Source organism: Bacillus sp. FSL R5-0712 (assembly GCF_038593285.1).
GTDB lineage: Bacteria > Bacillota > Bacilli > Bacillales > Bacillaceae > Bacillus > Bacillus safensis.
On the sequence record NZ_CP151981.1, the window covers coordinates 2,434,976 to 2,449,885 of the forward strand.

At 42.9% G+C, this 14,910-nt stretch carries 12 protein-coding genes, 1 other RNA gene and 1 other annotated feature; of the genes, 2 read left to right on the forward strand and 11 right to left on the reverse strand.

What is annotated here, in order from left to right:
* Window positions 1-25 precede the first annotated feature (25 nt).
* Window positions 26-1,291: a replication-associated recombination protein A gene (locus NSU11_RS12405; protein WP_025092426.1), complete on the forward strand. Its 1,266-nt coding sequence runs from the start codon at window positions 26-28 to the stop codon at window positions 1,289-1,291.
* 33 nt (window positions 1,292-1,324) lie between these two features.
* On the opposite strand, the gene NSU11_RS12410 is transcribed toward NSU11_RS12405, so the two are convergent.
* The 5 genes from NSU11_RS12410 to NSU11_RS12430 form a co-directional block, all read right to left on the reverse strand.
* A complete protein-coding gene (locus NSU11_RS12410; protein ID WP_039180291.1) occupies window positions 1,325-2,089 on the reverse strand; it encodes a tRNA threonylcarbamoyladenosine dehydratase in 765 nt (254 codons plus the stop codon).
* Between the two features lie 92 nt (window positions 2,090-2,181).
* Window positions 2,182-2,362: non-coding RNA, 6S RNA (ssrS, locus tag NSU11_RS12415), on the reverse strand.
* 77 nt (window positions 2,363-2,439) lie between these two features.
* Entirely contained in the window at window positions 2,440-4,218 is a 1,779-nt protein-coding gene (aspS, locus tag NSU11_RS12420) for an aspartate--tRNA ligase (protein ID WP_099663571.1), read from the reverse strand.
* Window positions 4,219-4,236: 18 nt separating this feature from the next.
* Window positions 4,237-5,511: a histidine--tRNA ligase gene (hisS, locus tag NSU11_RS12425; protein WP_342493597.1), complete on the reverse strand. Its 1,275-nt coding sequence runs from the start codon at window positions 5,509-5,511 to the stop codon at window positions 4,237-4,239.
* Between the two features lie 73 nt (window positions 5,512-5,584).
* Window positions 5,585-5,823 (reverse strand) — a binding site (T-box leader).
* 58 nt (window positions 5,824-5,881) lie between these two features.
* Entirely contained in the window at window positions 5,882-6,052 is a 171-nt protein-coding gene (locus NSU11_RS12430; protein ID WP_003216250.1) for a YrzK family protein, read from the reverse strand.
* Window positions 6,053-6,189: 137 nt separating this feature from the next.
* On the opposite strand from NSU11_RS12430, the gene NSU11_RS12435 reads away from it, so the two are divergent.
* Window positions 6,190-7,770 carry an SH3 domain-containing protein gene (locus NSU11_RS12435; protein WP_268503159.1) on the forward strand — a complete coding sequence of 527 codons (1,581 nt, stop codon included), beginning with the start codon at window positions 6,190-6,192 and terminating at the stop codon, window positions 7,768-7,770.
* Window positions 7,771-7,868: 98 nt separating this feature from the next.
* Here the strand turns inward: NSU11_RS12435 and dtd are convergent, their stop codons facing one another.
* The 6 genes from dtd to NSU11_RS12465 form a co-directional block, all read right to left on the reverse strand.
* Window positions 7,869-8,312: a D-aminoacyl-tRNA deacylase gene (gene dtd, locus NSU11_RS12440; RefSeq protein WP_024423131.1), complete on the reverse strand. Its 444-nt coding sequence runs from the start codon at window positions 8,310-8,312 to the stop codon at window positions 7,869-7,871.
* Window positions 8,313-8,330: 18 nt separating this feature from the next.
* The gene (locus NSU11_RS12445) at window positions 8,331-10,541 is read right to left on the reverse strand and encodes a bifunctional (p)ppGpp synthetase/guanosine-3',5'-bis(diphosphate) 3'-pyrophosphohydrolase (protein ID WP_342493598.1); all 2,211 of its coding nucleotides are present in this window, start codon (window positions 10,539-10,541) and stop codon (window positions 8,331-8,333) included.
* Between the two features lie 142 nt (window positions 10,542-10,683).
* Window positions 10,684-11,196: an adenine phosphoribosyltransferase gene (locus NSU11_RS12450; protein ID WP_024423133.1), complete on the reverse strand. Its 513-nt coding sequence runs from the start codon at window positions 11,194-11,196 to the stop codon at window positions 10,684-10,686.
* Between the two features lie 23 nt (window positions 11,197-11,219).
* Window positions 11,220-13,544 (reverse strand): single-stranded-DNA-specific exonuclease RecJ, encoded by a 2,325-nt coding sequence (gene recJ / locus NSU11_RS12455; protein ID WP_099663492.1) that lies wholly within the window; start codon window positions 13,542-13,544, stop codon window positions 11,220-11,222.
* Between the two features lie 81 nt (window positions 13,545-13,625).
* Window positions 13,626-13,976 (reverse strand): lipopolysaccharide assembly protein LapA domain-containing protein, encoded by a 351-nt coding sequence (locus NSU11_RS12460; RefSeq protein ID WP_039180309.1) that lies wholly within the window; start codon window positions 13,974-13,976, stop codon window positions 13,626-13,628.
* A 101-nt stretch (window positions 13,977-14,077) separates the two neighbouring features.
* The gene (locus tag NSU11_RS12465) at window positions 14,078-14,566 is read right to left on the reverse strand and encodes a cation:proton antiporter regulatory subunit (protein WP_058838998.1); all 489 of its coding nucleotides are present in this window, start codon (window positions 14,564-14,566) and stop codon (window positions 14,078-14,080) included.
* Window positions 14,567-14,910 lie beyond the last annotated feature (344 nt).

Here is a 14,910-nt window from a genome sequence, read left to right on the forward strand (position 1 = left end):
AGACATTGCTATAGGAGAGATAATTATGAAACCTTTAGCGTACCGGATGCGCCCAAGTCATATTGAAGACATTATTGGGCAGGAGCATCTTGTTGGAGAAGGTCAAATTATTAGGCGAATGGTCGAGGCAAAACATTTATCCTCGATGATTTTATATGGACCGCCGGGCATCGGCAAAACATCGATTGCAACCGCGATTGCTGGCAGTACAAGCATTGCTTTTCGAACGCTGAATGCGGTCATTCATAACAAAAAGGATATGGAAGCTGTTGCCGCTGAAGCGAAAATGAGCGGCCAGGTGATCCTTATTTTAGACGAAGTCCACCGGCTTGATAAAGGAAAGCAGGATTTTCTTCTTCCTTATTTAGAAAATGGCATGATCATTTTAATTGGGGCAACAACGGCTAATCCCTATCATGCGATCAATCCTGCCATTCGAAGCCGGACACAAATATTCGAGCTAAAGCCGCTTGAAACAGAGCAAATCAAAGCTGCGTTAACAAGAGCCTTACAGGATGAGCATCGCGGGCTTGGCGGCTATGAGGTGACAGTGGACGATGAAGCGATGAATCATTTTGCCAATGGATGCGGAGGAGATGTGCGTTCTGCTTTAAATGCACTCGAGCTCGCTGTCTTATCGACAAAAGCTGATGAGACAGGGCATATCACAATCACTCTTGCCGCAGCAGAAGAATGTTTACAAAAAAAGAGCTTCTCACATGACAAGAATGGTGATGCTCATTATGATGTCCTCTCGGCTTTTCAAAAATCCATTAGAGGATCTGATACAGATGCGGCGCTGCATTACCTTGCCAGACTGATCGAAGCAGGAGACCTTGAAAGCATTACAAGGAGATTACTCGTGATGGCTTACGAGGACATTGGCTTAGCCAGTCCGCAGGCAGGCCCCCGCGTGTTAAGCGCAGTGCAAACAGCAGAAAGAATCGGTTTCCCAGAAGCACGAATTCCGCTGGCGAACGCAGTGATTGAGCTGTGTCTTTCTCCTAAGTCTAATTCGGCATATAAGGCGATTGATGCGGCACTTGGTGACATTCGTACAGGGAAAATTGGAGAAGTTCCAGTTCATTTAAAGGATGCTCACTACAAAGGCGCCACAGCACTCGGAAGAGGTGTCGATTACTTATACCCACATGATTACGAGAACGGCTGGGTGAAGCAGCAATATTTACCTGATCCGCTGAAAAACAAGCAATACTATGTACCGAAGCAAACCGGAAAATTTGAAGGTGCATTGAAACAGGTCTATGAAAATTTAAAACGCCAGAAATAAAAAAAGCCCCCTGCATATTAGCAGGCGGGCTGTTTATTTATCCTTCACACGTGTAATCGGAATATCCTTTAAAAGCTTCATAATGACATGACCACCCATGATCAGTCCGGCAACAGACGGAACGAACGCATTGGATGATGGCGGCATTTGCGCCTTGCGAATCTTCGCTTCATCATTTCCAACTTCTTTTCTGACATCTTCGCGAATGACAATTGGACTTTCATCAGAGAAAATGACTTCAATTCCTTTACGAATCCCTTCCTTACGCAAACGTGTTCTCACAACTTTTGCAATAGGATCGGTATGTGTTTTTGAAATATCATCAATTTTGAAGCGTGTCGGATCTGTTTTGTTCGCAGCTCCCATACTTGAAATGATGTTCACACCGCGGTTCAGACACTCTTTCATTAAATGAATTTTATAGTGAATGGTATCTGAGGCATCAATGACATAATCAAGCGGATACTCAAAAAATTGTTCGTATGTTTCCTCTGTATAAAACATTTTAAGCGCAACAACTTCACATTCTGGATTAATATCAGCGATTCTCGCCTGCATTAAGTCAACCTTTGGCTGGCCAACTGTTGATAGCAATGCTGGAAGCTGACGGTTTACATTTGTAATATCAATATCATCTTTATCAACAAGAACAATACGGCCAACGCCTGAACGAGCGAGTGCCTCTACTGCGAATGAACCAACGCCGCCCACACCAAGCACTGCAACTGTACTGTTTTTTAGTATATTTAAGCCTTCCTTGCCAATGGCAAGCTCGTTTCTTGAAAACTGATGTAACAAGTGCCTCACTCCACCTTTATTTAAAATGAATCGAAAGAATCATATCATATTCAGACTTCTCCGTCATCCTTCTCTAAAAGAAAAAAACACAAAAAAGTCCCGATGACGCCGCCAGCATTTCCTTCGTTTTGAACCCCGCACCATGCAGGTGGGTGCTTTCTTCCTGACTTTATAAGTCCTCTAATGAGGCATTTATGCAGAAAGGAAAGGCAAGCTCCCGTATAAAAAAATGTTCGGTCAAAACTAGGTAACCACCGTACGTATCAGGACTTTATTTATTGATTGATGAAAGCATATCATAGGCATATTTCTTTTTCAAGCGTTTACATACCTATAAACATGCGCCTATTTTACTGTTTTACTTTTGTTTTAATCGCTAAACTCAGCTCATCAAGCTGCGCCTCGCTCACATGGCCAGGGGCATCTGTGAGAACGCAGCTCGCACTTGCCGTTTTCGGGAATGCAATCGTATCCCTTAAGTTAGAACGGCCTGCAAGCAGCATCACTAAACGATCAAGCCCAAGCGCGATTCCGCCATGCGGAGGAACACCATGCTCGAACGCATCCAGAAGGAAGCCGAATTGTTCGTAGGCCTCTTCTTTTGAAAAACCAAGTAAGCCAAACATTTTTTCTTGAATGTCCTTTTCAAAAATACGAATAGAACCTCCGCCAAGCTCGTAGCCATTTAGCACAAGATCGTAAGCCTGTGCCTTCATATCTTCTGGGCTTGTTTCAATTAATTCAAGATCATCGCGAACCGGCATTGTGAATGGATGATGGGCAGCATAGAAGCGGCCTTCTTCTTCATCCTTTTCAAGCAGCGGCCAATCGACAACCCATAAGAAATTGAATACAGACTCATCGATCAGTTCAAGCTCTTTACCAAGTTTTAAGCGAAGTGCACCAAGTGCATCATGAACAACAGACGTCTTATCTGCGACAAAGAGTAAAAGGTCGCCTTCTTCAACTTGCAGCTGTTCTTTTAATTCAGCTTGCTTTGCATCATCAAAGAATTTAGCGATCGGACCTTTTAATTCAGTCCCTTCTGCTTTTAGCCAAGCTAGACCTTTTGCACCGTAGTTCGCTGCAAATGCACCAAGTGCATCAATGTCTTTTCTTGAATAGTTCGATGCAGCCCCTTTGACATTGATGGCTTTCACAGCTCCACCATTTTTCACAGCGCCACTAAACACTTTGAAATCGGAGTCTTTTACCGTATCTGAAATGTTAACCAGCTTCATCTCAAAACGTGTATCCGGTTTATCAGATCCATAGGAATTCATCGCTTCATCGTATGTCATACGAGGTAATGGCAATGTAAGGTCTACACCTTTGACATCTTTCATTACCTTCGCCATCATCTCTTCAGCAAGCGTCATGATGTCCTCTTGACTCATAAAGGACATTTCAATATCGACTTGTGTGAATTCCGGCTGACGGTCAGCACGCAAGTCTTCATCTCTAAAGCAGCGGGCAATTTGATAATAACGGTCCATCCCAGAAACCATCAGCAATTGTTTAAATAATTGCGGAGACTGAGGCAGTGCATAAAATTCTCCCTCGTGTACACGGCTTGGAACAAGATAGTCACGCGCACCTTCTGGCGTACTTTTCGTTAAAATTGGGGTTTCAATGTCTAGAAAGCCGTTGTCGTCTAAGAAATGGCGGAATGCTTTTGTGACTTCATGTCGCATTTTCATTGTTTCAAACATTGCAGGGCGGCGAAGATCTAGGTAACGATATTTTAAACGAACATCTTCTGATACCTCGTCTGCTTGATCTGAAATCACAAATGGAGGAGTCTTCGCTTCATTTAAAACGGTGACCGTTTCGACTTGAATTTCAATTTTGCCCGTTTTTAAATTTGGGTTGATCGTTGCTTCTTCTCTTGCGACAACCGTTCCTTTAATATCAAGGACATATTCGTTACGAATTGATTCTGCTGTCTCAAGCGCCTCTTTTGATAAGTCTGGATTGAAGACAACTTGTACAATCCCTGAACGGTCGCGCAAATCAATAAAGATTAAACCGCCTAGGTCACGCCTTTTTTGAACCCATCCTTTTAATACAACTGACTGACCGATTTGGTCTTCTGTTACTTCTCCACAATAAAAAGTTCTACCAAACACAAACATTCCACTCCTTCTTTACGCTTTCTGGTGGGCCTTCAACATTTGAATCAGCTCATCAAGCTTCACTTCAATTTGTTCACCCGTAGTTGTATCTTTCACATTCACAATTTGCTGTGCAAGTTCATCTTCACCAAGAACTGCAATAAATTTGGCTTTTAAACGATCAGCTGCTTTAAATTGTCCTTTTAGTTTCTTCCCTGTATAGTCCATTTCACTTGAGATACCTTCTTTTCTCAGACGGTTTAATAATGAAACAGAATAATCCTTCGCTTCATCTCCGAGAGCAGCAATGTATAAATCAATACCATCTTGCAGAGGAAGCTCAATTCCTTCAGCATCGATCGCTGATAGGAAACGCTCAATACTCATCGCAAATCCCATCCCTGGTGATTCAGGACCGCCAATTCCTTCAACGAGTCCATCATAACGGCCGCCGCCGGCTAATGTTGTAATCGCACCAAAGCCTTCTGCATTACTCATGATCTCAAATGCTGTGTGATTGTAGTAATCAAGACCGCGCACTAAATTTGGATCGACGACATACTCAATGCCTATATCTGATAAGTATTGTTTGACCTTTTCAAAATACGTCCGTGATTCTTCATTTAAGTAATCTTGAATGGATGGAGCTGTTGTCATCAGTTCATGATCACGATCCTTTTTACAATCAAGAATACGCAGCGGATTTTGGTGTAAACGAGTTTGACAGTCGTGACAGAATTCCTCAATTCTTGGCTCAAAGTGCTTGACCAGTGCTGTGCGGTAGTCTGCACGGCTCTCTTTGTCACCAAGGCTGTTAATGACGAGTTTTAAGTTAGAAAGGCCTGCTTTCTCATACACACTCATCGCAAGTGAAATGACCTCTGCATCAATGGCAGGATCTTTGGAACCAATCGCTTCGATTCCAAATTGATAAAATTGACGATATCTTCCTGTTTGCGGACGTTCATAGCGGAACATTGGTCCGATGTAATACAGCTTAGTTGGCTGAGCCGGCTGTGCAAACAATTTATTTTCAACATAAGAACGGACGGTTGAAGCTGTTCCCTCTGGACGGAGTGTGATGCTACGTCCTTTTTTATCTTCAAATGTGTACATCTCTTTTTGAACGATATCAGTTGATTCGCCTACTCCCCGTGCAAACAGCTCTGTATGCTCAAAAATCGGTGTGCGGATTTCTTTGTATTGAAAGGCTGCACATGTATCTCTCGCAATTTGTTCAACATACTGCCAGCGTTCTGACTCTCCAGGTAAAATATCCTGTGTGCCTCTTGGAATATTAAAACTCATTTTTCGTCCTCCTACGACCATCATTCATTTTTTATGTGGACATATAAAAAACCCCCGCCTCTACTATGTGTATAGTAGGGACGAGAGTTATACCCGTGGTGCCACCCTAGTTGGAACATGATCAAGCATGTTCCCGCTCAAATCCTTAACGCAGATTCACGTTCTCCGCCTATTGACTCATTTTTCGAGCGTTCAGCAGGAAACCTACAGAGTGTTCTTTCGTGATAAATGCCATGCGGATTCGCTTTCAGCCTAAGGCGAGTCCTCTCTGCTCACGCAATTTACCCTACTATTCTCTATCATCAGTTCCACATTTTAAATTTTCAAGTGTGTTGATTTATATTATAATAAGGTCGGTGCTGCCACTCTGTCAACCCTTGCCGTGCCTCTTTTTCTTTTCCAGCTCTTCTTTTGAGGTACATCCGTATTCAGATGCGGTTTCTTCAAGGAAGCCCGGCTGATCCATTTCGTCATGCTGCCAGCGGTCGATATCACGATGTCCATTATATTGCACTCGTCCTAATTTTCTGCTTAATCTCATGTTTGTACATCCTTTTATCACATTTTTATTTAGTATAAACAGATTGATTCATTTTTATTAGGGAAACTGCAAGGAATTCATCCACTACATAACGAATTAACATTCATCGGTTTTACAAGGGAGGGGAAAACACCGTTTTGAATCTGAAAAAACACAATCAAATGATGATGCTGCTTACTTGTTTTGTTCTCATCGCGAGTTCTTTGCCTATGACACATGCTACAGCACAAACAGATCAAGCTGTGGTCGCAACAGATGAAATCAATGTGAGAACGGGCCCTGGTTTAAGCTATGGAATCGCAGCTGTAGTAAAACGCGGCGAAAGTTATCCTATTCTCACTGAACAAGGAGAATGGGTGCAGATCCAATTATCAAACGGACAAAAAGGCTGGGTCGTCTCATGGCTGATCACCACATCATCCGGCGCTCAAAAAACAGAGAAACCAAAGGCGCAAGGTCAAAGCACGGCAGGAGACAGTACCATTACATCGACAGCTTCCGACCTTCGCATCCGGACAGGCCCTGGGACTTCCTATCAAGTGATTGGTACTTTCCCGCAAGGCGCTTCCGCTAAAAAGCTCGAGACAAGCGGCGAATGGACGAAAATTTCTTATAAACAAGCAGAAGGCTGGGTTCACTCTGATTATGTTTCAGGGGGGCAGAAAACTTCTCAATCAAGCTCCGGTGGGTCTTCTCGCTCTAACCAGACAGGCACAGTTGGCGTATCGAGCTTGAATGTGAGGCAATCCGCGGCACCAAATGCACAAGTCATCGCTTCACTTGCCCGCAACACACAGATCACCATTTTGCGAGAGCAGAACGGCTGGTATGAAATTGAGGGGAAAGGCGTAAAAGGCTGGGTTGCAAGCTATTACATTGTCACAGGCAAAGGAGCAGGCTCTGCACCTGAAAAGAGTTCATCCTCTTCGGCTTCTGAGCAAAAAGCGTACATTGTCTATGACGGCACCAACATTCGAAAAAGCGCTTCTACCTCTGCTGGGATTGCAGAAAGAGCAACAAAAGGAGCTGCCTATCACATTGTTCGGACGCAAGGTGACTGGTACGAGGTGACACTATCGAACGGCGGAACTGGCTATGTAGCGAGCTGGGTCGTTCAAACGAAGAAAAATAGCAGCGAAGCGCCAAGACCTCAGCAGGATTCATCGTCTGGGACTGGTTCTTTAAAAGGAAAAACGATTGTTCTTGACCCTGGTCACGGCGGAAAAGACAGCGGCACAATTGGCGCAGACGGTGCTTTTGAAAAGAACATCACCATCAAAACCGCCAATTTACTAGCAGGCAAATTAAGAGCTTCTGGTGCAAATGTGTATTTAACTAGAAGTGACGATACATTTATCAGCCTTCAATCGAGGGTGGCGACATCTCATTACCGAAATGCAGATGCATTTATTAGTCTTCATTATGATAGTTTTATGGACCAAAGTGTTAGAGGAAGTACTGCGTATTATTATCACGCAGCAAAAGATCAGCAATTAGCGTCAAGCGTTCATTCCGAAGTCGCAAAACGCTCTCAAATCCCTGATAAGGGTGTCAAATTCGGAGATTACTTTGTTTTAAGAGAAAATAAACGCCCTTCCCTTTTATATGAACTCGGGTATTTAAGCAATCCTCAGGAGGAAGCGATCATTTATAGCGCCTCTTACCAGGAACGAGTCACAGAAGGAATGACTGAAGGATTAAAACAATATTTCCGTTAAAAAGAAAGAGGCCTCAGCGCCTCTTTTTTTGTTTGGCCACAAAAGAAAAAGACTCTAAACAAACTCCCGCATGAGTTCATCTACAGTCTAAAGAGAATCTATTCTTTGCTGTCCATCAAGATCGTGACTGGTCCTGAATTGGTCAATGACACGTCCATCATCGCACCAAAACGGCCAGTTTCAACATGGATACCTTTTTCTCTAAGGGTTTTATTGAAACATTCGTAAAGCGAATTGGCTGCATCCGGCTTGGCGGCTTTCATAAAATTCGGCCGTCTGCCCTTTCTCGTATCACCATAAAGGGTAAATTGCGACACAGACAGAACGCTTCCTTTTATGTCCAATAATGAACGATTCATTTTCCCATTTTCATCTTCAAAAATACGTAAATGTGCAAGCTTTTCAGCTAAGTAAAGCACATCTTCTTCTGTATCTTCGTGTGTGACACCAACAAGCACCATATATCCTTCGCTTATGGCACCTGTGATCTCTTCTTCTACCTTCACAGATGCATTTGTCACACGCTGCACAACAAGCCTCATAGACGATATACTTCCTTTCTAATTCATGAATCGGCGAACAGAGTAAATGTCTTTGATTTGTTTAATGCGTTCGACTACTTTGTGCAAATGATTAATATTTTGGATAAAGATCGCCATATGGATCGTCGCCACTTTGTTACGATCAGACTTCCCAGAAACAGAGGAGATGTTCGTTTTGGTTTCGTTAACTGCTTGAAGCACCTCATTGAGTAAGCCGCGTCTATCATATCCTAATATTTCAATTTCCACATTGTATTCTTTACGATTTTGAGCAGGCTGCTCATGCTCCCACTCGACCGGAATTAACCGCTCCTGCGCTTCTCCTGTCTTCACGTTCGGACAGTCCTCACGGTGAACAGATACGCCTCGGCCCTTCGTAATAAAGCCGACAATGCTATCGCCAGGAACAGGGTTACAGCACTTAGATAAGCGGACAAGCAGGTTATCAATCCCTTTGACCCTTACGCCAGCTTCCCGTTTTTTCCCGTGATACGTCTTTGGTTCCACCGTCACTTCTTGAACGGTTTTCTCTTGCTCTTCTTGATCTCTTTGTTTTCTTTCTTTTTCCGTTAAACGATTGGCGACTTGTAGTGCAGTAATGCCGTTATATCCAACAGCTGCATACATGTCCTCTTCGTTTGAAAAATTAAATTTGTCAGCCACTTTTTGCAGGTTTTCAGCGGTCAGAATGTCTTTGACATCAAACTCAAGGTTTTTGATTTCTTTTTCCACGAGCTCTCGGCCTTTTTCGACATTTTCTTCACGGCGCTGTTTTTTGAAAAACTGTCTGATCTTGTGCTTCGCTTGGGAGGTTTGGGCAAGCTTGACCCAATCCTGACTTGGTCCATAGCTGTGCTTTGATGTCAGAATTTCAATAATGTCACCTGTTTTTAGTTTGTGATCGAGTGTGACCATTTTGCCATTGACCTTGGCACCGATCGTTTTATTCCCAATTTCCGAGTGAATCCGGTAAGAGAAGTCAATCGGAACTGAGCCTGACGGCAGTTCAATGACGTCTCCTTTTGGTGTAAACACAAACACCATATCAGAGAAGAGATCGATTTTTAATGATTCCATAAATTCTTCTGCATCTGTGGATTCGTTTTGGAATTCAAGAATTTCTCTAAACCAAGAAAGCTTCTTCTGGAAGACCGCTTCTTCCGTTGATTCTGCTGGCTCTTTACCTTCTTTATATGCCCAGTGTGCCGCAATCCCATATTCTGCAATTTCATGCATTTCCACTGTACGGATCTGAACTTCAAGCGGATCACCTTTTGGCCCAATCACCGTTGTATGAAGAGATTGGTACATGTTTGGCTTTGGCATAGCAATATAATCCTTAAATCTGCCTGGCATCGGTTTCCAGCATGTATGGATAATACCGAGCACCGCATAACAGTCTTTAATGCTGTCGACCAAAATACGAACGGCAAGCAGATCATAAATTTCATTAAACTGCTTATTTTGCAAGACCATTTTGCGATAAATGCTATAAATATGTTTTGGTCTTCCGGAAAATTCAGCCTTGATGTTCACCTCAGACACGCGGTCTTTCACTTCATTGACAACCTCGTCCAAGTATTCCTCACGTTCCGCTCGTTTACGCTTCATCAGATTCACAATTCGGTAATATTGCTGCGGATTTAAATAGCGGAGTGCCGTATCTTCAAGCTCCCACTTAATCTTTGAAATCCCTAATCTGTGCGCAAGCGGTGCAAAGATTTCAAGCGTTTCATTTGAAATTCTCCGCTGCTTTTCCTGCGGAAGATGTTTGAGCGTTCTCATGTTATGAAGACGGTCTGCCAGCTTAATCAAAATCACGCGGATATCCTGCGCCATTGCAACAAACATTTTTCGATGGTTTTCGGCCTGCTGTTCTTCTTGTGATTTATATTTAATCTTCCCGAGCTTTGTGACACCATCAACAAGCATTGCTACTTCTTCGTTAAAATGCTCTTTTAAATCCTGTAATGTCACATCTGTATCCTCAACTACATCGTGCAGGAAACCGCCTGCAATGGTTGATGGATCCATTTCAAGGTCAACAAGAATGCCCGCCACTTGAATTGGATGGATAATATAGGGCTCACCAGATTTCCGGTATTGCTCCTTGTGTGCATTTTCAGCATATTCATATGCTCGCTCTATAAATTGAATATGTTCAGCGGACAGGTATTCTCTTGCCTTGTCAATGACCTGCTGCGCCGTTAAAACTTGTTCGTTCGCCATGGAATCACCTTTTTAAATGAAAACTGTATTGTAGTTTATTATCAAGAAAAATTCGATAGATGTAAAGAGAAGAAGTCCGCTAAAAGATTTTTGATAGGAAAAAAGCACCCTTCTTACTGAGTGCTTTTTACGAAAAACTCCATTAGTATTGCATTAACGTCATGATGTCGTAGCCGTCAAGCTTCTTTCTGCCGTCCAGATACGTCAGCTCAATCAAAAATGCAATCCCTGCCACAACGCCGCCTAATTCCTCTACAAGCTTAATGGACGCTTCAATTGTTCCACCAGTTGCCAGTAAGTCATCAGTAATCAGGACACGCTGACCAGGACGAATCGCATCTTTATGAATCGTTAATACATCTTTACCATATTCCAAGCCGTAATCGACTTTAATGACTTCACGAGGAAGCTTTCCTTCTTTACGAACCGGTGCAAAACCTACACCAAGTGCGTATGCTACAGGGCAGCCAATAATGAATCCACGCGCTTCAGGTCCAACAATGAGATCAATGTCTCTTTCCTTCGCGTATTCAACGATCTGATCCGTTGCATAACGGTACACCTCGCCTTTATCCATTAACGTTGTAATATCTTTAAATTGTACACCTTCCTTTGGGTAGTCAGGTACAACTGTCACATATTGTTTTAAATCCATCTTTTCCTTTTCCTCCTCGTACGTCAAAGCACAGGTGAGACTTCGCTCATCATGCTATTCAGCCATTCCTTCAGCTCTTTAGCTGAGGAATATGTTAGTGTTTGATCGAGTTCCATCAATCGTTGTTTTGCTGTATAGGACGCTGATGCCGTTAAATCTTTTTTAGGGGCATCAAGTACTATTGACAGCACACCATTCTCTATTTTAACAAAACCGAGTTCAAAAAACACCTTTGTCATAAAAATGATTGTATCTTTTGTCCAGCCTCTATGTTTGGCAAGCTCCATTCCTTGTTCTTTGATAGGAAAACTTCCCCGTTTAAACAAGAACCCATAAAACCATTTGAATTGATCACGGCTTGGGAAAGAGGACATAAAATGATCTTCTTCTCTTTGAAAAACCGTATAAATTCTGGCAGGCTTTTGATTTTCTAAAAGCTGCTTCAGCAATTGCTCATCTGCCGGAACATCTGCAAAGACCACATACTTTCCGTGTACATCAAATGTTGATACATTTTCTGCATGAACATGATGAATGGGGATATCGACGTTTTGTTTTGTTGCTTCATCAAAACAGACAACCAAAGATTTTTCTGAATCAAGCGTCGAAACTTTCTTCTCCCAATCCTTTTTCCCGCGCAGATCAAACAGCTGCCATTCATCAACTCGTGCATCTTTTAGCATCAGCTGGGGCTTTTTCCGGTTATTCCATTCATTGACGGACATTTCTCCAATCACGGAAATGCGGCTTCCTGGAACAATTTCTTCTTTTAATTTCCCTTGGTGAAAGCCGACACAGTCAAGCAGCTTGTCTTCGTCTTTCAGAGACATTTTAATATGGTTGTGATTTGCCCCAATTGTTCGGATATCTTCAAGCTTCGCATCTTCAATCATAATGAACGGTTTTGGGTTTGACATACCAAATGGTGACAGCATCCCTGCTTCTTCAATCGCTTGAACCGTCAATTCGTCTACCTTACACACAGCATCGACCCGCTGAATGGGAATAAAATCTTCTTCCGTCAATGTTTCATTGGCATATTGATTTAATCTTTCCCTTAGTAAAGCGACATCATCCGCTCGAAGTGTCATCCCTGCTGCCATCGGATGCCCGCCGAAATGCGGCAGGATGTCGCGGCATTTGCTTAGATGGAAGAATAGATCGAAGCCAGGAATGCTCCGGGCTGATCCTTTTGCCATTTGCGTTTCTTCATCTATTCCAAGCACAATCGCCGGACGAGAAAAAGTATCCGTCAATTTAGAGGCAACAATTCCGACAACGCCCGGATTCCAGCCAGCTTTCGCTACAACGATCGCAGACTGGTCATCGCCTGCCTCTTCCACCATTTGAATGGCTTCTTCTGTGATCGTACTGACAATCTTTTGTCGTTCTTTATTCAGTTCCTGTACAAAACGAGCGAGCTCTTCTGCTTCATCCTTATCCTCAGTCATAAGAAGGTGAACAGCTGGATCTGCCTGTTCAATTCGTCCTACAGCATTCAGCCTTGGCGCAATTTGAAAGCCGACCGTTTCCTCGTTCGCTTCTTCTAAAGTGGCTCCCGCTTCTTTCAATAACGCTTTCAGCCCCGGTCTATTCGACTGACGAAGCTGCATAAGCCCTTTTTTGGCGAGCCATCTATTCTCATCATGAAGCGGTACAAGATCCGCGATTGTCCCGATTGCTGCAAGATCTAACAGCTGAACTGGCAGCTCCCCAAGAAGTGCATGCGCCACTTTAAACGCTACACCTACACCAGCAAGTTCTTTAAAGGGATACTCACAGCCTGGCTGCTTAGGATGGACAATGGCAAGTGCCTCAGGCAGCTCCTCACTTGGTTCATGGTGATCTGTAATGATCAGGTCTAGCCCTATTTCTTTTGCAATACGTGCTTCATTTACAGCAGCAATGCCTGTATCAACCGTGATGACAAGCGATGCTCCTTGCTCCTTGATATATCGAAAAGCCTGTTCATTAGGCCCATAGCCTTCTTTAAACCGATCTGGAATATAAAAGTCTACTATCGCAGACCGCTCTTTTAATGTATGTAAAAGTACAGACGTACTTGTCACACCATCTGCATCATAGTCTCCGAAGATCACAATCGATTCCTGCTCTTCGATCGCTTTGTTGATGCGCTCTACTGCTTCTTTCATTCCTTTTAATAAGAATGGATCATGAAATTCGGCTTTTTGATCAAATAAAAAAGACCTCGCCTCTTCTACTTCTTCAAGTCCTCTTTTTACGAGAAGCGATGCAGTCAGCGCTGAAATATTCAGATTTTCAGAGAGTGATTTCACTTTTTCTTCGCTTGGATGTTCATATTCCCAGCGCATTTTGGATAATAACATAAATTCACCCCTCAACCACACTATTATACTAGAGTGGCCTGAGGGGTTTCAATTTTTATTTTATGAAATTGTGCTGGAAGATTATTTTTCCTTCCGGTCAAATGATGCTGGCTGTTCTTTTAAAGGCGTAACATGCGATTTTTTTTGAAGATCTTTGTCTGCCTTTTTCGTCGAAGCAGCAGGTGCAGCAGCTGCACGCTCAGCTTTTAATGCCTTTAGTTCACGTTTCAGTTTCACAATTTGGAAGATCCCTGCAAATGCCACAATCAGTCCGCCCATTAAAACAGAACCGATAATGACGAGGATCAGCGGCCATTCAGCCGTTCCAAATAAGTAGTCTACCTCGACAGGCCGTACATTAATCACGGCAAATACTGAGACAATTAATACGAAAATAAATGCGAGTATGATGGTCCATTGTTGTTTGTTCATCTACATATCCCCCAAGCTTTTTCTTTTATTCTTCCCTTTTCACTGCCTTTTTTAAACACAGAAAAAAAGCAGCGGAAGAAAACCTATCAGCATGGGCATCATCAGCTGCTGAGTTTTTCTTTAATCAGGTTCTTTAATTCTTTTCTTTCTCCAGAAATAACAAGGGTATCCCCTTCTTCGATGATGGTATCTGGTCCTGGATTTAAAATCTTCTCGTGTGATTTTCTCATAATGGCGATGACTGTTACTTGATAGTTTTGGCGAACATTGAGTTCACCGATGCTTCTTTGAACAGCTGGTGCATTCTTTTCAATTTTAAACCATTCAATCACTAGATCATCAATGGCTACCTCTACGGTTTCAAGCGCTTTCGGCTTATAGACCATGCCGCCTAAAATAGCCGCAATTTGTCTTGCTTCTTCATCGTTTAGCAGGATACCAGAAATCGTTTCTTCGTGGTCGTCCTCCTGAAAATGATACATTTCTCTTCTGCCGTCATTATGTGTAATGATGGCAAGCTTCTCATTATTTCTTGTGATCATTTCGGCTTTATGACCGATACCTGGCAGTTCAGTTTCCCGAACCTTCATCACAGCCCCTCCAATGAATAAAGCAAAATGTCTTAAACAGACACCCGCTTTCTATACTGATCTAAACGTAAGTCATTATAGCAAAAGACCATTTTAAGATCAATGAAACCCGAAATGTTTTTTCAATAGAAAAAGACTGCCGATAAGGCAGTCTCAGATTGTTGAAAAAGGGCTAAAATGATATTTATTTTAGCCCTTTTTCTTCTTTTCAGCGTGATAGAAAACCTTTGCAGTCTAGGAAGGACGAGTACCGGAGCGGAGCGAATTTGACATTCGTGAGCACCGGCACGCAGGACTGACAAAGAATGCGAGGGTTTGTCTACACGCTGAGACTGCCGAGAAGG

Excerpts from the sequence above, each read along its gene's own strand:
- NSU11_RS12405 (WP_025092426.1), top strand. The coding sequence starts at position 26 with ATGAAACCTTTAGCGTACCGGATGCGCCCAAGTCATATTGAAGACATT.
- NSU11_RS12465 (WP_058838998.1), bottom strand. The coding sequence starts at position 14,566 with ATGAAGGTTCGGGAAACTGAACTGCCAGGTATCGGTCATAAAGCCGAA.
- dtd (WP_024423131.1), bottom strand. The coding sequence starts at position 8,312 with ATGAGGCTTGTTGTGCAGCGTGTGACAAATGCATCTGTGAAGGTAGAA.
- hisS (WP_342493597.1), bottom strand. The coding sequence starts at position 5,511 with ATGAGTTTTAATATTCCAAGAGGCACACAGGATATTTTACCTGGAGAG.
- recJ (WP_099663492.1), bottom strand. The coding sequence starts at position 13,544 with ATGTTATTATCCAAAATGCGCTGGGAATATGAACATCCAAGCGAAGAA.
- NSU11_RS12460 (WP_039180309.1), bottom strand. The coding sequence starts at position 13,976 with ATGAACAAACAACAATGGACCATCATACTCGCATTTATTTTCGTATTA.
- NSU11_RS12445 (WP_342493598.1), bottom strand. The coding sequence starts at position 10,541 with ATGGCGAACGAACAAGTTTTAACGGCGCAGCAGGTCATTGACAAGGCA.
- NSU11_RS12430 (WP_003216250.1), bottom strand. The coding sequence starts at position 6,052 with ATGAGATTAAGCAGAAAATTAGGACGAGTGCAATATAATGGACATCGT.
- NSU11_RS12450 (WP_024423133.1), bottom strand. The coding sequence starts at position 11,196 with ATGGATTTAAAACAATATGTGACAGTTGTACCTGACTACCCAAAGGAA.